The sequence below is a fragment of the Vreelandella sp. DA03-1M genome (assembly GCF_055725665.1).
The window spans coordinates 1,081,013-1,102,684 of sequence record NZ_CM146798.1; the positions used below are offsets into that span (position 1 = coordinate 1,081,013).

General features: G+C 54.5%; 20 protein-coding genes. 7 read left to right on the forward strand and 13 right to left on the reverse strand.

Going from position 1 to position 21,672, the window contains the following annotated elements; all coding sequences use genetic code 11:
• The first annotated feature begins 713 nt into the window (after window positions 1-713).
• Genes ACXUPB_RS05010 through ACXUPB_RS05020 form a run of 3 tightly spaced genes read left to right on the forward strand, consistent with a single transcriptional unit; the run spans window position 714 to window position 6,009 of the window.
• Window positions 714-3,428 (forward strand): nitrate reductase, encoded by a 2,715-nt coding sequence (locus ACXUPB_RS05010; RefSeq protein WP_035559206.1) that lies wholly within the window; start codon window positions 714-716, stop codon window positions 3,426-3,428.
• Window positions 3,388-4,284 carry a uroporphyrinogen-III C-methyltransferase gene (gene cobA / locus ACXUPB_RS05015; protein WP_035559209.1) on the forward strand — a complete coding sequence of 299 codons (897 nt, stop codon included), beginning with the start codon at window positions 3,388-3,390 and terminating at the stop codon, window positions 4,282-4,284. Before ACXUPB_RS05010 ends, cobA begins: the two co-directional genes overlap by 41 nt.
• 3 nt (window positions 4,285-4,287) lie before the next feature.
• Window positions 4,288-6,009 (forward strand): bifunctional protein-serine/threonine kinase/phosphatase, encoded by a 1,722-nt coding sequence (locus tag ACXUPB_RS05020; RefSeq protein ID WP_035559211.1) that lies wholly within the window; start codon window positions 4,288-4,290, stop codon window positions 6,007-6,009.
• An 18-nt stretch (window positions 6,010-6,027) separates the two neighbouring features.
• Here the strand turns inward: ACXUPB_RS05020 and ACXUPB_RS05025 are convergent, their stop codons facing one another.
• Window positions 6,028-7,287, reverse strand: a complete 1,260-nt coding sequence (locus tag ACXUPB_RS05025) for an MFS transporter (RefSeq protein ID WP_045812158.1) — start codon at window positions 7,285-7,287, stop codon at window positions 6,028-6,030.
• Between the two features lie 102 nt (window positions 7,288-7,389).
• Between ACXUPB_RS05025 and dkgB the strand changes: the two genes are divergently transcribed.
• Window positions 7,390-8,199 (forward strand): 2,5-didehydrogluconate reductase DkgB, encoded by an 810-nt coding sequence (dkgB, locus tag ACXUPB_RS05030; protein WP_035559214.1) that lies wholly within the window; start codon window positions 7,390-7,392, stop codon window positions 8,197-8,199.
• A gap of 96 nt (window positions 8,200-8,295) precedes the next feature.
• Entirely contained in the window at window positions 8,296-8,469 is a 174-nt protein-coding gene (gene arfA, locus ACXUPB_RS05035) for an alternative ribosome rescue factor ArfA (protein WP_082072620.1), read from the forward strand.
• A gap of 105 nt (window positions 8,470-8,574) precedes the next feature.
• On the opposite strand, the gene ACXUPB_RS05040 is transcribed toward arfA, so the two are convergent.
• The 8 genes from ACXUPB_RS05040 to ACXUPB_RS05075 form a co-directional block, all read right to left on the reverse strand.
• A complete protein-coding gene (locus ACXUPB_RS05040; RefSeq protein WP_035559217.1) occupies window positions 8,575-8,823 on the reverse strand; it encodes a hypothetical protein in 249 nt (82 codons plus the stop codon).
• A gap of 300 nt (window positions 8,824-9,123) precedes the next feature.
• On the reverse strand, window positions 9,124-10,989 hold the full coding sequence (locus ACXUPB_RS05045) for an ABC transporter ATP-binding protein (RefSeq protein WP_035559221.1): 1,866 nt from the start codon (window positions 10,987-10,989) through the stop codon (window positions 9,124-9,126).
• A 143-nt stretch (window positions 10,990-11,132) separates the two neighbouring features.
• Window positions 11,133-12,740 (reverse strand): gamma-glutamyltransferase family protein, encoded by a 1,608-nt coding sequence (locus ACXUPB_RS05050; protein ID WP_035559224.1) that lies wholly within the window; start codon window positions 12,738-12,740, stop codon window positions 11,133-11,135.
• 46 nt (window positions 12,741-12,786) lie between these two features.
• A complete protein-coding gene (locus ACXUPB_RS05055; protein ID WP_472955730.1) occupies window positions 12,787-14,301 on the reverse strand; it encodes a tripartite tricarboxylate transporter permease in 1,515 nt (504 codons plus the stop codon).
• A 13-nt stretch (window positions 14,302-14,314) separates the two neighbouring features.
• Window positions 14,315-14,785 carry a tripartite tricarboxylate transporter TctB family protein gene (locus tag ACXUPB_RS05060; protein ID WP_035559230.1) on the reverse strand — a complete coding sequence of 157 codons (471 nt, stop codon included), beginning with the start codon at window positions 14,783-14,785 and terminating at the stop codon, window positions 14,315-14,317.
• Window positions 14,786-14,842: 57 nt separating this feature from the next.
• Window positions 14,843-15,835, reverse strand: a complete 993-nt coding sequence (locus ACXUPB_RS05065) for a Bug family tripartite tricarboxylate transporter substrate binding protein (protein ID WP_235272407.1) — start codon at window positions 15,833-15,835, stop codon at window positions 14,843-14,845.
• Window positions 15,836-15,976: 141 nt separating this feature from the next.
• Window positions 15,977-16,507, reverse strand: a complete 531-nt coding sequence (locus ACXUPB_RS05070) for a chromate transporter (RefSeq protein ID WP_035559233.1) — start codon at window positions 16,505-16,507, stop codon at window positions 15,977-15,979.
• Complete coding sequence (locus tag ACXUPB_RS05075) at window positions 16,504-17,088, reverse strand: chromate transporter (RefSeq protein ID WP_035559236.1); 585 nt, start codon at window positions 17,086-17,088, stop codon at window positions 16,504-16,506. Before ACXUPB_RS05075 ends, ACXUPB_RS05070 begins: the two co-directional genes overlap by 4 nt.
• Before the next feature lie 179 nt (window positions 17,089-17,267).
• Between ACXUPB_RS05075 and ACXUPB_RS05080 the strand changes: the two genes are divergently transcribed.
• Both ACXUPB_RS05080 and ACXUPB_RS05085 read left to right on the forward strand, forming a co-directional pair.
• Window positions 17,268-17,954, forward strand: a complete 687-nt coding sequence (locus ACXUPB_RS05080) for a GntR family transcriptional regulator (protein ID WP_035559238.1) — start codon at window positions 17,268-17,270, stop codon at window positions 17,952-17,954.
• Between the two features lie 104 nt (window positions 17,955-18,058).
• On the forward strand, window positions 18,059-18,622 hold the full coding sequence (locus tag ACXUPB_RS05085; RefSeq protein ID WP_035559240.1) for a DUF1415 domain-containing protein: 564 nt from the start codon (window positions 18,059-18,061) through the stop codon (window positions 18,620-18,622).
• A gap of 95 nt (window positions 18,623-18,717) precedes the next feature.
• Here ACXUPB_RS05085 and ACXUPB_RS05090 read toward each other — a convergent pair whose 3' ends face one another.
• From ACXUPB_RS05090 to ACXUPB_RS05105, 4 genes are all read right to left on the reverse strand, one after another.
• Window positions 18,718-19,251 (reverse strand): GGDEF domain-containing protein, encoded by a 534-nt coding sequence (locus ACXUPB_RS05090; RefSeq protein ID WP_052703789.1) that lies wholly within the window; start codon window positions 19,249-19,251, stop codon window positions 18,718-18,720.
• Window positions 19,226-19,795: a cache domain-containing protein gene (locus tag ACXUPB_RS05095; RefSeq protein WP_052703788.1), complete on the reverse strand. Its 570-nt coding sequence runs from the start codon at window positions 19,793-19,795 to the stop codon at window positions 19,226-19,228. The genes ACXUPB_RS05090 and ACXUPB_RS05095 overlap by 26 nt, the downstream gene beginning before the upstream one ends.
• A 348-nt stretch (window positions 19,796-20,143) precedes the next feature.
• Window positions 20,144-20,638 (reverse strand): GNAT family N-acetyltransferase, encoded by a 495-nt coding sequence (locus tag ACXUPB_RS05100; RefSeq protein ID WP_035559667.1) that lies wholly within the window; start codon window positions 20,636-20,638, stop codon window positions 20,144-20,146.
• A gap of 26 nt (window positions 20,639-20,664) precedes the next feature.
• The gene (locus tag ACXUPB_RS05105) at window positions 20,665-21,657 is read right to left on the reverse strand and encodes an LLM class flavin-dependent oxidoreductase (protein WP_035559243.1); all 993 of its coding nucleotides are present in this window, start codon (window positions 21,655-21,657) and stop codon (window positions 20,665-20,667) included.
• Window positions 21,658-21,672 lie beyond the last annotated feature (15 nt).

Consider the following 21,672-nt stretch of genomic DNA (forward strand, 5'->3'; position numbering starts at 1 on the left):
CCAAACAAAAAACGCCCCTAACACACCTTCCTTTCCACAATGTGGAGAAAGAGGGAGCATCAGGGGCGTCGTTGCCCGATAGCGTTGTTTAAAATCTATGCTTTAAACGCACGGCAACCGCCATTGGCTGCCAGCTGATTAAAAACCTTACCGTGTATAAAGCAAGGAACTAGCCAACTGGCTATTAATCACTATTTATCCAAGCACGTCAGTTGTTTAGGAAATGATGGTAGGAGAACAGTCGCATCGCTGTTAGAGCAAGCTGCACAGCGATGGTGCGAAAAGGGAGGTGGTGTGCACTCTCACACGCCATTTAGCGTGACCACAGTGCCAAAAAGAGCGTTGCGTGAAGATCTTTTATTTTTTAACTATTTGTTTTTCAGTAGTTAATTTCCGGTAGGCCGGTTGTCGGCTTGGCTCTTGCAGCTATTAAGGCAATAAGTGAGTTAACAAGGAATAAGCGCTCATTGTTTGGCGATGGCAGCGAACAATTCCAAAGCCGTTAGAAAAACAACTAGCCGTTAGAAAATGTGTAGCTGTTAGTAAGTCTTCGATTGTTTGAAGAGACTACTGCAAAGAGTACTGCACCGAAGAAGGTGCGCTGTGGCAACGACGTCCAGCCCTCTTCTCTTAATGCGTTTATAGAGCGCATTAGAGAAAGGGACTGGGCGTTTTTTTATGCCTGGCGCGAATGAGGAATCCGAGGAGTAGCTATGACTCAGGCCAAAACCACATGCCCCTACTGCGGCGTCGGCTGCGGCGTGACGGCGACCATTGAAGCAGGCACGCTGAGCGCAGTAGAAGGCGACCGTGAGCACCCTGCGAATTATGGTCGGCTGTGTGTTAAAGGTTCTGCGCTACATGAGACGTTGGGCGAGCAGGGCCGCCTGACGCATCCGCGTATAGATGGCGTTGAGGTTGCCTGGGAGTCCGCATTGAACACCACCGCTGAGCGTTTAAACGCCCTGCGGGCCGAGCATGGCAATCACAGCGTGGCGGCGTACCTGTCGGGACAGCTATTAACTGAAGATTACTATGTGGCCAATAAGCTGTTTAAAGGCTTTTTGGGTACGCCTCATTTAGATACTAATTCGCGACTGTGCATGGCCTCCGCGGTGGCTGGCTACAAGCGTGCCTTCGGCGCGGATGCGGTGCCGTGCAACTACGAAGACTTGGAAGAGGCGGAGTTGGTCGTGTTGGTGGGTTCCAACTTAGCCTGGAACCATCCGGTGCTTTATCAACGCATTAAAGTCGCTAAAGAGCGCAACCCACTGATGCGCTTGGTCGTCATCGACCCGCGCGTGACCGATAGCTGTGAAATCGCTGACCTCTACCTGGGGATTAAGCCGGGCAGCGATGCTTTTCTGTTTAATGGTCTGCTGGCGTGGATGGCAAAGCGTCGCAAGCTCGATATCCTCTATCTTGAGCGTCACACCGAAGGCTTTGATGAGGCCCTGGCGGCAGCTCAACAAACCGCTGGGTCGGTGGCGGAAGTAGCGGCTGCCTGCGATGTCGACCCTGAGCGTCTGGAAACCTTCTACTACTGGTTTGCCAGCCAACTGCATGTGGTCACGCTCTATTCCCAGGGCGTTAACCAATCCGCCAGCGGCACCGATAAATGCAACGCGATTATTAACTGCCACCTGGCGGGCGGAAAAATCGGTTTGCCGGGGGCAGGGCCGTTCTCGATTACCGGCCAACCCAATGCCATGGGCGGGCGCGAAGTAGGTGGGCTGGCAAACCAGCTAGCTGCGCATATGGATTACCACACCCCCGGCGCCATTGATCTGGTCAGCCGTTTCTGGGCGACCGATAATCTCACGCCCATTCTGCCGGAAGGGCCGGGTTATAAAGCGGTGGAGCTGTTTGAAGCCATTGAGCGTGGCGAGATAAAAGCGCTATGGGTGATGGCCACCAATCCCGCGATTAGCCTACCCGATGCCGCGCGGGTGCGCGCTGCGCTGGAAAAATGCCCGCTGGTGATTGTCTCTGAGTGTGCAGCCCATACTGATTTGCTGCCTTATGCAGATATCGTGCTGCCAGCCTCGGGGTGGTCAGAAAAAGATGGCACCGTGACCAACTCCGAGCGGCGCATCTCCCGCCAGCGGGGGTTGCTGCCACCCCCAGGGGAAGCTCGCCATGATTGGTGGATCATCGCAGAAGTGGCCAAACGGCTGGGGTTTGCCGAGGCGTTTAACTACTCGCACCCCTGGGAAATATTCGATGAACACGCCCGGCTGTCTGGATTTGAAAATGGGCTAGCCGGCAGCCCGAAGCGGCTTTTCGATATCTCGGGCTTGGTGGGCCTGGGCCGGAAAGACTACGATGCCTTGGCGCCGGTTCAGTGGCCGGTGACGGCTCGAGCGCCGCAGGGAACCGCGCGCTTGTTTGAAGATGGCGAGTTCGCCACGGCCAATGGCCGTGCCAAACTGTTGGCGATTAAGCCACAGGGCCCTGAACAAGCGCTCAGCGCCGCCTATCCGTTGCGCTTAAACACAGGGCGAATCCGTGATCAGTGGCACACCATGACCCGTACTGCGCGCGCCCCGAGGCTGATGAATCACCGTGCGGAGCCGTTCATGGACGTGCATCCTGATGACGCTCAGGCCGCCAGTGTGGTGGATCAAGGCTTGGCGGTGCTAAGCGCAGCGAAGGGTGAGTTTCGGGCTCGGGTGCGGGTGTCCAATGCCCAACGCCGCGGCGAAGTTTTTGTGCCTATCCACTGGACTGACTGTTTTACCCAGCAGGCCAGAAGTAGCGCGCTGATCGGCGGCATTACAGACCCGCTCTCCGGGCAGCCGGAATCAAAGCACGGTGCCGTGGCGTTGGCCCCGCTTGCCACTGAGTGGCAGGCCACTCTGCTGGTCGCCGATGGCGCCACTGAGTTGACGCCGTGGTGTACCAGTGTCTATTGGACACGCATACCTATGCGCGGCTGCCAGCGCTGGCAACTTGCCCATACACAGTCGGTTAACGATTGGTTGGCGCAGTTGAAAGAGTGGCTGCCTGGGGAAGTGGCGGTGGTCAGCCAAGACCCCACTAACGGACGGCTGCGTGCCGCCTGTGTGGAAAATGGCAAGCTGTGCTGGTGGCTGATGGTTGGCCCGCCCAACGAGTTGCCAGGGTTAGCGTGGCTGGAAGCGCGTTTTAACGAGGCGGCGCTGAGCGATACCCATCGTCGCCGCCTATTAGCCGGCTGCGACGACGGCGCCGCGGATACTGGCCCGGTGGTGTGCAGTTGCCACCAGGTGGGCCAAACTACCATCGTCAACGCTATCCGCGAGGGCGACACCAGCGTAGAAGCGTTGGGCGCCAGACTCGCTTGCGGCACCCAGTGCGGTAGCTGTATTCCCGAATTGAAATCACTGATTGAAGAGGAGCGGCCCAATGCCCGCACTAAGCAACCCCTTACTACAGAAGTGGTTTAACGCCTTTATGCGGTTATCGCACCGCGCGCTAACGCCGTTGGTTCAGCATGCTGCAGACATACGTTTGCCACTGCGCGGCGAGTGCCGCGCCGGACAGGTTTACCTGGTCGGCGCGGGCAGCGGCGATGCAGAACTGTTAACCCTCAAGGCTGCACGCTTACTTATGCAGGCGGACGCCGTGGTGTATGACCGCTTGGTAGGTGATGACGTGCTGGCGCTGATTCCTAGCGGCAGCGAGCGCTACTACGTTGGCAAAGCCCGCGGCCATCACAGCGTACCCCAAGCTGAGATCGGCGCGCTGATGGTAAAACTCGCTGGCGAAGGTAAATCGGTGGTGCGTCTGAAGGGCGGCGACCCAGCGGTGTTTGCGCGAATGGGCGAAGAGCTGGATGCCCTGGCCGCCGCCCAGATGCCTGCGGCCATTGTGCCGGGGATTACCGCCGCTTCTGCCGCCGCTGCCTGTATGGGTATTCCGCTCACCGATCGTGGCCATGCGCAGCAACTGCGCTTTGTGACTGCCCAGCTCTGCCGCGAAGACGGTACACCGGATTGGGCATCGCTGGCGCGCAAGGATGAAACCCTGGTGTTTTATATGGGGCTTTCAAAAGTGAGTGCAATTTGCCACGGCCTACGCCAGGCAGGCCTGCCGGATGAGTGGCCGATCATGCTGGTGGCTAACGCCAGCCAGAGTGAACAGCAGTCGCTGGTAGGCTCGCTGGCGGATATGCCCGAAAAACTCGCCGCAACTCCCTTACCGTCACCCTGTTTGATTGTGGTGGGCAGCGTGGTGCAAAGGGTCGCCACATCGCCCGTTGAGCTAGCCGCCGTAGGTCATTCCAGCGAAGGTGCTCGTTAGCCGATGGCAGCGCTGACCATTTCGCTCGGCCAGCACTCTGATAAAGGGCGCAAACCAAGCAATCAGGATTTTTATGGCGCTTACCTGCCCAATGCATCCCAGCGCGCCACCAAAGGCATCGCGATCGCGTTGGCGGATGGGATCAGCAGCAGCGAGGTGAGCCGAGAGGCAAGTGAAGCAGCGGTGGGCGGCTTTCTGATGGACTACTACGCCACCCCGGCCACCTGGGCGGTGAAAACCTCAGCCCAGCGTGTACTGCAGGCCACCAACGCATGGCTTTACGCCCAAACCCGACAAAGCCAGTACCGCTACAACCTGGATCGCGGCTATGTATGTACCTTGAGTGCGATGGTGATCAAGTCCACCACTGCGCATCTATTTCATGTCGGCGATAGCCGTATCTACCAGCTGGCGGGCAATACGCTGGAGCCGTTGACCGAGGATCACCGCTTCTGGGCGTCACGGGAAGTGAGTCATTTAAGCCGCGCCATGGGCGCTGGTCAGCATCTGGAGCTGGATTATCGTGCGGTATCGCTTAGTGCAGGCGATGTGTTTGTGCTCGCCACCGATGGGGTTTATGAGTGGCTGAGAGCGACCGAAATGGCGGAACTGATTCATGCCCACTGGAGCGACCTGGACGCCGCCGCCGAGGCGATGATTACCGCGGCAATCGAGAACGGTAGCGATGATAATCTGACGGTGCAGATTGTGCGCATTGAGACACTGCCCGACGGCCTTGCAGATGAGCTTTATGCAGCACTTGGTGCGCTACCCCAGCCGCCGGAACTGCGCGCAGGAAGCGAGCTGGACGGCTACCGTATCGTGCGCCAACTGCATGCCAGCAGTCGCAGCCATGTCTTCTTGGCAGAAGAGATAGCAAGTGGCCATAAAGTGGCGCTGAAGACCCTTTCCACCGAGCTAAGCCAAGACCCGGCAAGCATCGAGCGGTTTGTGCGCGAAGAGTGGATTGCCCGCCGAATCGACAATGCCCACGTGCTAAAAGCCCCCGCGCAAGAACGCCCTCGGCACTACCTTTATACGGTGCTGGCATATATCGAAGGGCACACCCTGACCCAGTGGATGCGCGATCACCCCAACGCCGACTTAGCCACTGTAAGACCTATCATTGAGCAGATCGCTAAAGGCCTTCGCGCTTTCCATCGCCTGGAAATGCTCCACCAGGATTTACGCCCCGACAACGTCATGATCGATAATCATGGCACAATAAAACTGATCGATTTTGGCGCCGCCAAAGTGGCTGGCATCGCCGAAGCAGCGGGCGAAGACCTTGCTGGCGGCGATATTTTAGGCACCGCCCAGTACACCGCACCGGAGTATTTTCTGGGCGAAGGTGGGTCGCCGCGTGCGGATCAATACTCCCTCGCCGTTATCACCTATCAGATGCTAACCGGCACGTTGCCCTATGGTACCGAAGTGGCTAAAACCCGCACTCGGGCGGCACAGCATAAACTTGCCTATCAATCGGCACTCAGCGAAAACCGTGAACTGCCCGCCTGGGTGGATGAGGTGCTCAAAAAAGCCTTGCACCCCAACCCTCACAAACGCTACCCAGCGCTGTCGGAGTTTATCTTTGAGCTGCGCTCGCCAAGCTCTGTCATGCTTAAACGCGCCCAGTTACCACTGTTAGAACGTGACCCGGTACTGTTCTGGAAAGGTGTATCGCTGACGCTGGCGATTACGGTCATTGCCCTGCTGCTGCGCTGATGAGCGATACAGGTATGGTCAGCGCGCATCGTCAAAACGGTCAACCCGGCGTAACGTCGGGAAAAGTTTCATCCAGGCGCCGACCACGGCTAGTGTACCGACACCGCCAATAACGGCCGCAGGTACGGCACCCAATCCTGCCGCCATACTGCCTGCACGAAACTCACCTAGCTCATTGCTGGAGCCGATAAACAGCATATTGACCGCATTCACCCGCCCGCGCATCTCATCGGGGGTGGCAAGTTGGATCAGCGTCATGCGTACATAGACGCTAATCATATCGGCGGCACCCGCCACTAACATGGCTATCATTGAGAGCCAAAAAAACGTCGAAAAGGCGAACACCAGGTTGGCAATACCGAAAATGGCCACCGCCATAAACATGACCAAGCCAGCACGGCGTTTGATGCCCTTTATCCCCAGATACAACCCCATCAATAGTGCGCCGACCGCAATGGCGCTGCGTAGTGCGCCCAGCCCTTCCGGGCCAACGTGGAGCACCTCCTGAGCATAGATGGGTAGCAGTGCCACGACACCGCCTAGCAGCACCGCGAACAGGTCGAGAGAAATGGCGCCCAGTATAATCGGCTGATGGCGGATATAGCGAATACCTGCGGTGAAGCGCTTCACGGCGGTGCTTTCCAGCGCTTTGGCGGTTTCAACGTAGCGAATCGGCACCGGGAGCAGCAGTATCAGTGCGGCCATAAAACAGCCTAAACATACGCTGTAGGCGAGGCTGCCACCGCCCAAGCCATACAGAATACCGCCTAATAGCGGGCCGGCGATCACGGCGATTTTCATAATCGAGCTATTCAAGGCAATGGCCGAGGCAAGCTGTGCGCGGGGCACGATATTGGGCAGCAAACTCTGCAGGGCAGGGCCAGTAAAGGCACGCGCAGCTCCAAACAACGCCAGCACCGCGTAAAATCCAGCCACATTTTGGCTACCGTTGAGTGAAAGCGTGAGCAGTAGCGCGCTACATAGCCCTTGTACTCCCCAGCTAAGCTGCAGGATGCGCTTGCGCGAGAAGCGGTCAACGACATCTCCCGCGGGCAGCAGAAGCAGCACCATGGGCAGAAACTGGGCCAGGCCGACATACGCCAGGGCCATGGGGTCGCGGGTGATATCGTAAACCTGCCAAGCTACCACGATAGCTTGAATCTGCATGGCAAAGACGGCCGCCAAGCGGGAAAGTAAAAAGCTCAAAAAGCCCGATTGGCGGTGTAGCGGCAATAAAGGTGTTGAAGGAGAAGCTAGCGCGTCGGTAGAGGAGGTCATGGCGTCTTCATGATGGGCGAGGTTTCAATAGCAAAGGGTTGAAGTAAAGCGGTTGCCACCCCATGTTAGTTAACACGCTATCAATAGAAAAGGACGTTAATGATGCAAAATGTAATGCCTAACCCTGGTTTCGGTACCTTTCGCCTGGAAGGCGAGACGCTCAAGCAGAGTATTCATGCGGCGCTTGAGGCGGGGTACCGGCACATTGATACCGCCCAGTTTTATGGTAATGAAGCTGGCGTAGGGGAGGCAATTCGCGACAGCAGCGTACCGCGCAGCGACATCTTTCTGACCACCAAGGTGTGGTTTGATAATCTTGAACCGGCAAGGCTGAAAGCCAGCGTGGACGAAAGCCTGCAGAAATTGGGCACCGACTATGTTGACCTACTGCTGATCCACTGGCCATCGCCCAAGGATGAAGTGCCGATGGCTGATTACCTGACTGCCTTGAAAGAGGTCAAAGCGGAAGGCAAGGCGCGGAACATTGGTATTTCCAACTTTACCTGTTCACAGGTAGATGAAGCGGTCAGTATTCTGGGCAAAGGTGAAATCCTCACCAATCAGATTGAGGTTCATCCTTTCCTGCAAAACCGCACGTTAGCTGAGCATTGCGAGCAGCACGGAATTCAGGTGACTGCGTTTATGCCGCTAGCTGTCGGCAAGGTGATGGACGACCCGACCCTTAAACAGATTGCCGATACGCATGGTGTGACCCCGGCGCAAATCACCCTCGCTTGGGTTAAACAACGCAATATGGTAACGATTCCTTCATCCACGAAAGCGCGTAATATCCAAAGCAATATGGCGGCCTTTGATTTAGTCTTAAGCGATAGCGAAATGGCTGAAATCGCCAAGCTGGATCGTAATGAGCGCATTGCCAACCCAGAGATTGCGCCTGACTGGGATGAGTAAGGGAAAGGAGTAAGCACACTTGGAACGCTGAAAGTGAATAGCTGTCCTAGCAAATGCCTGCGTTTAGCAGGCATTTGTAGATTAACGGAGAAAATGATGAAACAGCGAAAAATTAACGACAACGCGCTAAAAGCGCAGCTGCGAACGCCGATGTTCAAAATGCAGCAGCAAACGCCGAAAAAAGGTAAAGGCAGCTACTCCCGTAAAGGGCGTATCACTAAGCAAGGAGCTAACCTTGGGAATAAGCAGGGATATAGCCAAGCCGCTTGAAACCCGTTTTGTCCTCGACGGCTTGGTTATATCTCTGTTATTGCTTTTCAGCTCTAAATTCAGCCAATAAAACGCCCCGGCCGCTTCCTGTGACCGGGGCGTTGGCTATCCCAAACTACTCCCACAGTGTGGACATGTTTCGTAGGTGTCGCGGGTTTCAGCCTGATAGCGTGAGTTGCGCTGACTTGGTTCCTCTACACCGTGAATAGATACCAGCTGGCCCTGCTCCCAGCGTAAGCCGATATCTTTTAACAGGTGCGGGTCATGAAAGCGCGGATCTTCGTAAAAACGCCGCTGGGTACGATAGTGGGTGAAGGCGCTGAGTAGTTTGCGGGTAATGGTTGCAATCGCCATGGGGTCGGTCTCCTGGGTTAGGAGGCCGGGCAACATCGCGATCAGGGAGTCTCAAAAATAACGATAAAACAACATAGCCGCGACACTTGCCGCGGCCAATTTCCTCTCTACATCTCTGGCGCGCGACAATAATAAGCTGATACCGCATTATTAATAATGCGATGCAGCTTATTCATTCGTGTCGCGGGGATTTGCCAGCGCATGAGAAGGTCTCTGAGAAAATATCGTTAAATAATGAAGCTGCTCTTTAAAGACAGCTCTTATCTTTTAACCGATGGTTATATGAGCGTCAACTGTTTATCAGCGGTATCCTGCCGCCTGTAACTTAAACAGCTTTGCGTATCGTCCATCAGTTTCCAGCAACGCTTCATGGGTGCCACGTTCAATAATATGCCCTTGGTCGATCACTAAAATGAGATCAGCACTGCGTACTGTGGAGAAGCGGTGCGAGATCAGTATCGCCATCTTGTCGCGGCTATGTTCGCGAAAACGGGTAAATATTTCGGCTTCTGCGGCGGCATCCATGGCGGCAGTGGGTTCATCCAGGACTAAAATATCTGCGTTCTCTCGCATATAGGCCCTTGAGAGGGCGATTTTCTGCCACTGGCCACCGGAGAGCTCTTGGCCATTTTTAAACCAGCGGCCCAGTTGGGTTTTGTAGCCATTCCCCATGCGTGTAATAAACTCATCCGCCATGCCGTGACGTGCGGCTTGCTGCCAGCGCTGTTCATTGTCAAAGGCATGGGTATCGCCAACGCCAAGGTTCTCACCCACCTGTAGCTGATAGCGCACGAAGTCCTGAAAGATGACGCCGGTACGCTCATACAGTGCTTGAGCGCTCCAGTCACGTAGGTCGCTACCGTCTAATAGAATGCGGCCTTGAGTAGGTTGGTAGAGTCGCGTCAAAAGTTTGATCAGCGTGGTCTTGCCAGAGCCGTTTTCACCCACCAACGCCAAGCTCTGCCCAGGGGAGAGGTGCAGCGAAATATCGTGTAGAACTGGATCTTGCAGAACAGAGTCGCCGCCAGGATAAGAGAAACTGACATTCTCAAAGCGCAGCCCATCCCCAGGCCGTGCTCCTTGTGTGAGCGTGCCATTTTCGGCCTCAACCGGTTGCTCCAGGTACTCATAAAGATTGGATAGATAAAGGTTATCTTCGTACATGCCGCTAATGGCGGTAAGGCTAGCGGAGAGCGCCGCTTGGCCTTGCTTGAAAACCATTAAATACATGGTCATTTGACCCAACGTCAGTGCCCCGGCAATGGTTTCAATCACCACCCAGCCGTAGGCAGCGTAAAACGTTAAGGTGCCGAGCAAGCCGAGCAGAAATCCCCAGCTTTCCCGGCGAAGGGTTAAACGACGATCTTCTGCAAACAGTTGGGTGAAAATATCGCGGTAGCGTTTAAGAAACAGCCCTTCAAGACCAAACAGTTTGACCTCTTTAATGCTGTCTTCCCGTGCAAGTACCGTCTCTAAATAAATCTGCATACGGGTTTGCGGTGAACGCCAGCGGAACAACCGAAAAGCATCGCCCGAGAATTTGGCCTCCGATACAAATACCGGCAGCGCGCCAGCTACCAGGATCAGCAGTGCCCAAGGAGAGAACTGCACCAGCAGTACCCCAAAACTACCCAGGGAGATCGCATTTTGCAGCAACCCAAAGGTTTTGTTTACCAGCGCAAGTGGGCGTGTAGACGCCTCACGCCGCGCCCGGGTGAGCTGGTCATAAAGTTCTGAATCCTCAAACTGGCTAAGTGACAGCGTGCCCGCTTTCTCCAGAATCATGACGTTGACCTTCTGACCCAATAACGCTCTTAACAGTGACTGCTGAGCAGAAAGGCCGCGCTGGGCAAGCGCGATTAACCCAATGATAAGCGCCTCAACAGCCACTAGCTTGAGAACGGGGGTAATAGACGCCAACAGGTTGGGGTTTGAAGCGGCTTGATGAGCGTCCATGGCACTGACCACGCCATCCACAATCAATTGGCCTACCCAGGCCGCCACGGCGGGCAACACCCCCGCGACCAAGGTGCACAGCGCTAACCCCAACATCATCCAGCGGGAGGTTTCCCACACCAAGCCTAGGGCGCGGCGGCTATAACGAAACACACCAAAAAAGCCGCTTAGCGGTGAGGAGGAAGTAGATTCAGAAGGTGGTGGTGACATAGTTGGACAGGCAAGCAGCTAGCAAAAAAGGAGTGCCATAATGCGGTGGTTAAGCGTGGATAGCCAGCTCAACCGCCGGTTGCCTTCAACGGCAGCGCGGCGGAGAGGAAATTACCTGTATGAATGCTTATCAGGGCAGCGATTTACCAGGGAAGCACTGCCCCGTCGGTGCGCGGCTCGGTGCCGCCTTGCAGTACGCCCGTTTCAGGGTCGCGCAGAATGATTTGACCCCGGCCAAAGCTGATAGAGTCAGCAACTTTGACGATGTCATGGCCCCGGCGGGCCAGTGCAAGCGCTAAGTGATTAGGAAAGTCGGCTTCGACTTCGATAGTTTTGCCTTTGGTCCACTTCCAGCGGGGCATATCGAGGGCCGCTTGGGGGTTAAGCTGATCTTCTAGCATCGCCGTTACCACCTGCACATGGCCTTGCGGCTGCATATAGCCGCCCATCACGCCAAACGGACCAACGGCTTGGTTATCTTTGGTGATAAAACCGGGGATGATGGTGTGGTAGGTGCGTTTGCCGGGCGCCAAAGCATTAGGGTGCTGCGGGTCGAGTGAGAATGACCAACCGCGGTTTTGCAGGCTAATGCCAGTGCCGGGAACGACCATGCCCGAGCCAAAGCCTTTAAAGTTGCTTTGAATCAGCGACACCATATTGCCGTCGCTGTCGGCCGTTGCCAGATACACCGTGCCGCCCTGAATTGGGTTGCCGTGTACTGGGTCAACCGCCTGTTCGCCAATCAGTGCCGCACGCGACTTCAAATAGTCGTCGGCCAGCATCTGATCAATGGTGGGGCGCATAGAATCAAGGTCAGTAACATGTGCGAAGCCATCGACATAGGCCAGTTTGGTGGCTTCAATACGACGGTGGAGCGTTTCCACCGGATCGCGTCCTTCTTCGCCTAAGTGCTCCAGCATACCCAGCGCTTGCAGCACGATCATGCCGCTGCCGTTGGGGGGGATTTCCCAAATATCATGGCCTTTGTAGCGCACACTAATCGGGTCGACCCACTCCGGCTGGTAAGCCGCCAGGTCTTCCTTGCGCAACAGGCCGCCGTGTTCGCGGGAAAAGGCGTCGATAGCTTCAGCCAGTTCACCCTCATAAAATGCCTTGGCATGGGTATCGGCAATCGCTTTTAGGCTTTTAGCATGGCCTTTCGAGCGCCACAGTTCACCAGCTTCCGGTGCTCGACCTTCGGGGGCAAACGTATCAAACCAAGGTTTGAAAGAAGCCTCGCTATAGGCTGAATAGTTGGTGAAGGCGTCCTTCCACATTTGATGAATAACGGGAGAGACGGGGAAGCCTTCTTCCGCCAGTGTAATAGCAGGGGCTAGCAACTCAGCAAACGGCAGCTTGCCAAAGCGCTCAGACAGTGCCGCCCACGCAGCCGGAGCGCCGGGTACCGTAACAGGCAGCATGCCGTGGTTTGGCACGGTGTCGTGGCCGAGTGCTTTCAGCGCTTCAATGGTCGCCGCTTGCGGGGCAGGGCCGCTGGCATTAAGGCCATGCAGTTTGCCGTCGACCCAGACAATAGCAAAGGCGTCGCTTCCTATCCCATTCGACGTGGGTTCCACCACGGTTAATGCAGCGGCGGCGGCAATCGCGGCATCAATCGCATTGCCCCCTTGCTGCAGTATGCTAATACCCACCTGCGCCGCTAATGGCTGAGAAGTAGCGACCATGCCACGTTTGCCGAAGGTTGCCATCCGGCGCGAGGCGCTGGGGTAGAAAAGTGCATCTTGTTGCATACCAGTTTCCTTTTAAGCAGTGCTGTTGATCTAAATTATTTGAATATCAAATGTTTTCGCGCAGAGCGGCATTCTTTAAGCGCTGGATCTTACGATCCTGATAGAGCGAAAACAGAATGGAAGCGACGGCTAACGCTAAGAAAAGCGCAGAGAGTGGTCGGGTTAAAAAGGTCATCCAGCTTTCATTAAGTTCAAGAGCACGGAATAGCTGTCGCTCAAGGTTGTCGCCGAGCACCACACCCAGTATTAGCGGCGTCAGCGGGACTTCCGCTTTCCACAGCAGGTAGCCAATGATCCCGAAGATGAATAACACCCAAATATCAAATAGGTTGTTATTCAGGGCATAAGCGCCAATGGCACATAGCATTAACACAACGGGAACGAGGATCTGTTGGGGGATCAACGATATTTTGGCGAACCAGCGCACGAGCAGCAGATTGCAAAGCACCATGACCACCGCACCGATCAGCAGGCTGGCGTAGATAGCGCCCACCAATACGGGGTTCTGCTCAAACATCATTGGCCCAGGCGTAATGCCGTGCAGAATCAACACGCCCATCATGATGGCCATAGGCAAATCGCCTGGTATCCCCAGCGCCAGCGTGGGCACAAACGCACCCCCCGCCACCGCACTATTGGAGGCTTCAGAAGCCACGATGCCACTGGGTGTACCCGTGCCAAATTTCTCTGGATGCTTTGAGAATTTCTTAGCTTGGTCGTAACTCAAAAAATTCGCTACGGTGCCACCCGTGCCGGGGAGTGCGCCCACCAAGCTGCCAATTAAAGAAGAGCGCAGTGTGTTGAGCTTTTGCCCCGCCATATCTTTGAGTATCTGGCCGTAGGGAATCGTTACGTTGGTATCGATTTTCCTGGTTTCGCTCTTCTCGTCCTTAAGCTTCTCGATATTGCCAAGTAGCTGGGAGAAGGCAAAGATACCGATCATTACGGGGAGAATTTCAAACCCAGAACCCATTGCCGGAAGGCCAAAGTCAAAGCGCAGATTGCTGTTACGGTCATAACCCACGGTGGTAATTAACAGCCCTAAAGCAGCGGCCATCAGGCCTTTGAGCAGTGCTCCGCTGGAAAGTCCTGCCACCAGTGTTAAGGCAAAAACGATTAGCGCGGTGATTTCCCAGGGGCGGAAGTTCATGCTGAAGCTGGCAATTAGCGGACCGAAGAATACCAGTACCGCCACGCTGATGAGGGTACCTAAAAACGATGCCGCGACGCCAATGCCTAGGGCGCGCCCCGGTTCGCCTTTCTGTGCCATTGGATAGCCGTCATAAACGGTAGTGATAGAAGAGGGGGTCCCGGGTATGCCCAGCATGACGCCCGATACGATCCCTCCTGAATAACCACCCACAAAAACGCCCACCATTAGTGAAACACCGCTGACAGGGTCCATGGCAAACGTGAAGGGGAAAACTACCAAGATGGCCATGGTGACGGTAAAGCCAGGGATACTACCGCCCACTATCCCAAACAGAACGCCAATAACAATCAGGCCCAGGACCGATGGCGTGCCGACCTCCGCGAGTGCTTGGAGAAAAAAGTTCGTCATTATTGTCTCCAGGTTAAGGCAGCCAAACATTCAGGCCATAGCGGAAAACGACAAATATCACGATAGCCAAGGTGCAGCTAAGGGTGAGATTGATCATCCATTTACGTCGCGTGTTGATTCCCATAAGGAGTGCAAGAGAAGCGACTAAGAAGCCTATGGTGGCTGCGATATACCCCACCACTGGCAGTAGCGCGGCATAAAGCCCAAACAGCAGAAACAGAGCGAGTATGGTGCGTCGACTTTGAAACCACTCAGTAATGAGCTGTTTTGCGCCAGGCCGTTCAGGCACTTTTACCAACAAGGAGCGCACCAGTATCAGAAGCGATAACAAACCAATCACAACTAACAAGATACGAGGAAAAAGCGCCGACCCGTAAGGTTGCCAACTGGTTGGCGGACGGATATCACCCGACTCCATCCACATGACAGCCACAATCAAGAGCAGCGCCAGCGCCAAGGCGCGGTCTTTAGTTAGCGTTAGCATTAGCGATGCCTCCGGCAACCCTAGCCCACGTAGATACGAGGGCTAGGGAATGCGTCCTTAGTTCTGGAAATCAATGTTTTCGGCAGCGGCGCTAAGCGCAGCTTCGTTTTCATCCAAGAACGCTTGATAATCATCGCCCGCTAGAAATCTCACGACAGAGCCAAATTCATTTTCGATACGGCTCTGTACTTCTTCGTTTTCCAGGGCTTTTTCGTAAGCGTTAGCGATGGTGTCGAGGACTTCCTGAGGCGTTCCTTTAGGCGCAAAAATGCCGCGACTAGTGGAGTGGTCCATCTCAATGCCTTGCTCGCGCAGGGTGGCGACATCCGGCATACTTTCAAGACGTTCTGGATGAGCGATGCCAAGGGCGCGGAAGGTGCCATCTTCAAAGAAGGCACCACCTGATGGCAGGTTAAACATGGCGAAATCAACTTCTTCCGCCATCAGCGCTGATACCTGCTGGCCAGTATCGGGGTAGCCCACTAGGCGTACGTCGGCCATATCAATGCCCGTTTCCTGGAAAAATTGCGCCCAGAAAAAGTGGTCAGTGGAGCTAGGAATCATGCTGAAACGCACTTGGCCTGGATTTTCACTCACGTAGTCAGCGATTTCATCGGCGCTCTGCACAGGGTGATTGGCATGTGCGGTTGGAATATTGATGGTTTGGGTGAGTAGTGCGATGGGTTCGAAGGCATCAAATGAGTAATCGACGGTGCCTGCTAGCTTAGAAAGCGCAATGGTGTCGTGGCTGCCAAGCAGCGTGTAGCCATCGGGGTCAGCGTCTTTCACGTTGCGGGACCCCAGGGTCGCCCCTGCGCCCGCCATATTGACGGGAACGATGGATTCACCCAGCGTCTTTTCCGCCTCTTGGGAAATGAGTCGGAAAAGAATATCGGTTGCACCCCCTGGGCCGTAAGGGATGATCAAACGGATATCCTGCTCAGGATAATCAGCCTGAGCGGTGGAGGCGATTGCCATGCTAGACGCAAGTCCGATGGCGGCGAGGGTAGTACTTAGCGTCGTGCTTAGAGTAAATGTTGAACGCGTCATTCTTATACACCTTTATAGATTGAGTTTGGTGTTGTGGGATGCCGCTCCAACTGCAGCGGCGTGGTGAGCGCGTGGTCCCGTTAGCGGGTTCTTGTTGTCACCACACAATCGTCTATTTACGAGATCGTGTGTCAGTGAGTGTTAGCCGAGAAACAGCCCTCCATAAACCAAGGCGCCCATGACGACAAAGGCGGGGTGCGTTTTGAAGCGCATCAGTGCAATAGCTGCGACTACCCCAATGATAAGAGTGTGAATTGTGCCGCTAGTGTTGAGGCTTTCGAGCAGGAACCCCAGCGTTAGCCAAGCCATCATCATGGCAATGACCGGGCGAACCCATTGGCTCATGCGTTTAACTCGGGGAGAATCGCGATGACGATACAGCAGCCCTAGTGCGCCGAGCATCAAAAGCAATGTAGGAATCACCGTGGCGGACACCGCGATGAAAGCACCGCCAATACCAGCAACTTCATAGCCTACGTAGCCCGCCATTTTGGTGGCGATAGGGCTAGGCAGCGCGTTACCTAAAGCGAGGGTTTCAGCGAACGTTTGCGCGGTCATCCAGCCGTAACGGCCAACCACTTCGGCCTCAATTAGGGGGATGATGGCGGGGCCACCTCCGTAGCCGATAATGTTCGGGATAAAAAAGGCTAAGAAGAGATCCCAGTAGATCATACTGTCCCCTCCGCTTTTTTAGTGCTCGAGGATTTAGGGCCAGAGGGGCGCAATAGGGCGGCAACTAGAATGGTGCCAATGACCCAGCCGGGGTGAATGCCGAGCCAATAGATAAGCCCCGCGGCAATAACGGCCATAGCAATGCTGACCAGCCAGCCAAGTGCAGCCTGTGATTTATCAAAAAAGTCCCAGGTGAGTTGTGCCATCATTATCATTACCACAGGAACGACCGCTTGGCCCATGCCGCGAATCCAAGCCACATCGCGATATCGGCTAAAAATGCCTAACATGACAATCATAGCCACAATCATGGGCAAGATGATGGCAATGACGGCGGCGATACAGCCGGACACACCGCCCACGCGATAGCCAATATAGCCAGGCATTTTGGTCGCAATTGGACCGGGTAGGGTGTTGCCGATCGCCAGTACGTCGGCGAACTCTTCATCGGTGAGCCAGTGATGACGGGTGACAACTTCGGCACGCACCAGGGGAATCATGGCAGGACCGCCGCCGAAGCCAAAAATGCCGACGCGGAAAAAAGCCCAGAACAGTTGCCAGGAGGTGCCGCGTATTTTCATGAACGCGTATCCCGCAAAGCTAATGAGGAGATCAGAAGCATAACCAAACCTTATTTATCGTTTGTAGGTTAAAAAATCGATTATCTTGTCTAAAATATAATATAGGTAGTGCCCGATCCGACGTCAACCGTGAAAAACTGAATGGACAGCGGGAACTGAGATGAATAAAGGATATCGTCATGAATAATTCTTTACCCAAGGTAGCAACGCCAGTAGGTCCAGCAGGTACTGCATCAAGTCGCGTATTTGATAATTTACGTAAGGATCTCGTCGGTGGACGCTTTGTAGCGGGTGAAAAGCTCGCCATCAATGCACTCAAAGAGCATTACCAAGTTGGTTTGAGCCCGCTGCGGGAAGCGCTCAATAAATTAGCGGCTTATGGTTTATTAGTTCAGGAAAATCAACGTGGTTTTCGTGTGCCGAAGCTTTCCCGGGAAGAGCTCGATGATATTGCCCACATGCGCCTAGAGATGGAAGGAATGGCGTTAGAGCGGGCGATTGCTAACGGTGATTCGCTCTGGGAGGCTGATTTATTAGCCGCGGCGCACCGCCTGAAGCGGGCCGACATCACCCTGGATAAAGGCGAGGAGTGGGAGCGTCTACATACTCAATTTCATCGTACGTTAGTCGCCCCCTGTGGCTCTGTTTGGTTATTGCGTTTTATTGAGCAGTTGCATGACCAGTTTGACCGCTACCGCCGCCTGGGGCCGAAAATGCCGACGATTCGTCAAGAGCTGGACGAGCAGCATCATCAACTCGTGGAGCTGGCATTACAGCGTGATGCCAAAGCAGCGCGTGAATTAATGGATGATCATATTCATAAATCTTACGAAGTTGCCCTAAAACGTTATCAAGAGCACGCCTAGCAGGAGAAACTGCCCCGGTAGCGACGACACAGCGTGTCTGCGGTGTGTAAACTGCTGTCAATATAATGTCAGTCGTCGCCGTCCAGATGAGTAAAGAGAGTGCTATGCACACAGATAACCAAATAGTCGCGCAAACGCTGAGCTGGGTGCGCACCTTTATTGTGGCGCATGACATTTGCCCGTTTGCGCAGCGTGAGTTGGAGCGTGAAACGATTCGTGTGGAAGTGGTGCGCTCTAAAAAAATTGAAGTGGCGCTTGAGGAGCTGATGGTGGAAGTGCAGTGGTTGGATGAGCACCCCGAAACAGAAACCACGCTGCTGGTGTTCCCGACGCTGTTTAAAAGCTTTGATCACTACTTGGATTTTGTGGAGCTTGCTGAAAGCATCCTGGTCGACCAGGGCTATGAAGGTGTTTATCAGTTAGCCACGTTTCACCCAGATTATTGCTTTGACGGTGCCGAACCCGATGATGCCTCTAATTATACCAACCGCTCTCCCTACGCCATGGTGCATCTGCTACGCGAAGAGAGCGTTGAAAAGGCTATCGAGTTTTATGGCGATACCGACGCTATTCCCGAACGCAATATTGCCAAGTTAACGGCGTTGGGCAGCGACACTGCAGAGCAGCAGCTGCAACGCTGTTTCGAATCCGTTAATCAGGTGGAGTGAATAACAAGCTGATGTTTGCCTTTAGCTTTAGCCGCATACAGCGCGTCATCCGCAAGTTGCAGAACGGTATTGATATGGAGCCCGTGGTGGGGCCACTAGGCGGCGCCTAAACTGCTTCCAACGCGTGCCTGCTCGTTATCAGGTAATAAAACGGGTTGGTCGATGGAGCTCAGCAAGCGTCTGCTAATCTCATGGGTGAGCATTTCAAGATGCTCTTCCTTGGTTTTAAGCACCATAACGAACTCATCACCGCCCATTCGGGCTACCACGTCACCGCTGCGTAATGCGCTTTTCAATCGCTGGGTAATCTCAATCAACAATAGGTCGCCCGCATGATGGCCTAGCTCATCATTGACCTGTTTAAAACCGTCCAGGTCGATAAAGATGACCGCCATACTCTGTTGGTTTCTTTCCGCCTCCGGTATCGCAAGCTTTAAGTACTGATTTAAAAACGCACGATTCGGCAGGCCTGTTAACGGGTCGGTATTGGCTAAGTCTTCTAAGCGGTTAATAGTGCTGCGCTGATCCAGTAAGCGGGTGACCATGTTGCGCATAGAGGTCGATAGGTGCTTAAGCTCTGGAGAGCCATCTTCAAGCGGAATGCTATCGGCGTGTTCGCCATCCTGCATTCTGTCGGCAGCATTTGCTAAGCGAGTGAAGAGGAGCCGCTAGTCTTGACGCGATTATCCAGCCAACTATAGCAAACAGTAATGCAAGTAATAGGCCTGTTCCCATAATGGCATCTTGCAGTTTTTCAATAGGGGCAAAGGCAGTAGCTACGGGTTGACGGCTAACCGCTATCCAATCTAAACCAGGAAAATCTTCAAAGCCGCTGCTGCGTGCATACCCTGTCACAATGCGTTCGCCGTTGGGCCATGTTTCAATCGCCCATTGTGGTGCTGTCGTGGTGGAACTAGGTATGTGGTTCAGGCTGTCTAACGATTGGTCAATCAGCGTCTCTGGGCCTAATAGCACCGTGCCGTTAGCGGAGAGCAGCAGTATCTCTGTGTCTTCCAGATATCCAGAGGGAGTAAGCATGGATTGTTGGACGTACTCAGCCCATTGCCAGCTTAAATGAACGGCCAGAACGCCTTGTAACTGTTCATTGGAACCATACACAGGGGTGGCAATATCGACAAATTGCAGAGGCTCACCGCTGGTGTTGGGCAGCAATTTTGCTTAGCCGATTCTCGAGAAGCCACCCAGCCAAGCAGTAGCGTCGTGGCGAATACCAAGGCGGCAATCAAGATGATAAAACGCGAGCGCAGCGAGAAGTGCGAGAAGCTATAGAACATTACAAAAGCTTTACCGTGGTTTGAGTCATGCTCGGATGGTTAGGGCGATCAATAGATGCTTATCAACCAAACGTTTAATTTATGTTATGAGAATGACTTTACCGGAAAAGCTTTCAATATGCGCGACGTTTGCTGCAATGAAACGGTCAGAAAAAGTGTCATGTTTAGCAAAACGTCGCAAAAAGAGTCAATGTCTAAACTGATTGAGAACAGCCTGACAAAATCGCTATAGCGCCTTATACATCACATGGGTATCGACAAAACCAAGGCGCGCGTGTCGGTAGGCATTAGGAACGGTGCCTACAATCTGAAATCCCAGCTTTTGCCATAACACGACGGCAACCTCATTCGTTGCTACAACGGCGTTGTATTGCATGGCCTGAAACCCTAACTCCCTGGCCTGCGCCTGGGAATGCTCACACATGGCACGTGCTACCCCTTTTCCGCGTGCGGCGGGCGTCACCATATAACCACAGTTACAGATGTGGTCGCCGGGGCCTGCCGCGTTGGCTTTTAGGTAGTAAGCACCCAGTAGATGACCGTGTTCATCTTTAACGACCACGCTTGTTTTAGGCGTGCTGCACCATAGCTCTCGGGCAGCTTCAAAGCTGATGTCGGGGTCAATGGCATAAGTCTCTTGCGCCTCGGCAATCGCCTTGAAAGTAGGCCAAAAGCTGGTGAAGTCTTCGTCCGACATGGGAGCGAAATGCAATGTAGACATAAATGTAGACATAGTAGTGCCGCCGTTCAACGGGCGACCTCAGCCACAATCTCGTAGCTTCGCAGCCGGTCGGCATGGTTATAAAAATCGCTGTTAATCATTAATTCATCAGCACCGGTACGCGCTTGGAACTCTTCAAGTTCGGCTTTGACCGTCTCTGGGCCGCCAATAATCGCCGCCCCTAAAAACTGGCTGACTTGGGCTTGCTCAACCGGCGACCAGTCTAGTTGCTCTACAGGCGGCTGCGACTGGGTTGGCTTGCCACGGATAAGATTCAGAAATTTCTGCTGCGCGGTGGTGGCCAAGTAGTGGGCCATCGCATCGCTTTCCGCCGCCATCACGGGCAGGCCGACCATCGCATGGGGCTTATCCAAGTGCTCGGAAGGGCGGAAATTGTCGCGATATAAGCGCAGTGCCTCAAATAAATAGCCCGGCGCAAACTGAGCAGCAAACGCAAAGGGCAAGCCCAGCTTAGCGGCCAATTGTGCGCTATAGCCGCTAGAACCCAATAGCCAGATAGGCACATGAGTGCCTTGACCAGGGACGGCTTTCACCCGTTGCTGGGGCTCTGCATCGTCTAGATAACTGCGCAACTCGTTCAGCAATTGCGGAAAGTCGTCTACGCCGGCATGAGCGTTGCGCCGCATGGCTTGCATCGTCGCACCGTCTGAGCCGGGTGCGCGGCCTAACCCCAAATCTATACGACCAGGATAGAGCGTTTCCAGCGTGCCGAACTGCTCAGCAATCACCAGTGGCGGGTGGTTTGGTAGCATAATGCCGCCGCTACCCACGCGGATGGTGGAGGTTTGCCCAGCAATATGACCGATCAGCACAGCGGTGGCAGCGCTGGCGATGCCAGCAATATTGTGGTGCTCTGCTAGCCAGTAACGGGTATAGCCTAGCCGCTCGGTTAACTGTGCCAGCGAGACGCTGTCTTGGAAGGTCTCAGCGGCGCTGCCGCCCTGGCGGATAGGGGCCAGATCAAGAACGGAAAGCGCCGCGGAAGCGAGTTGGCTCATGGGTCACCTGCAAGT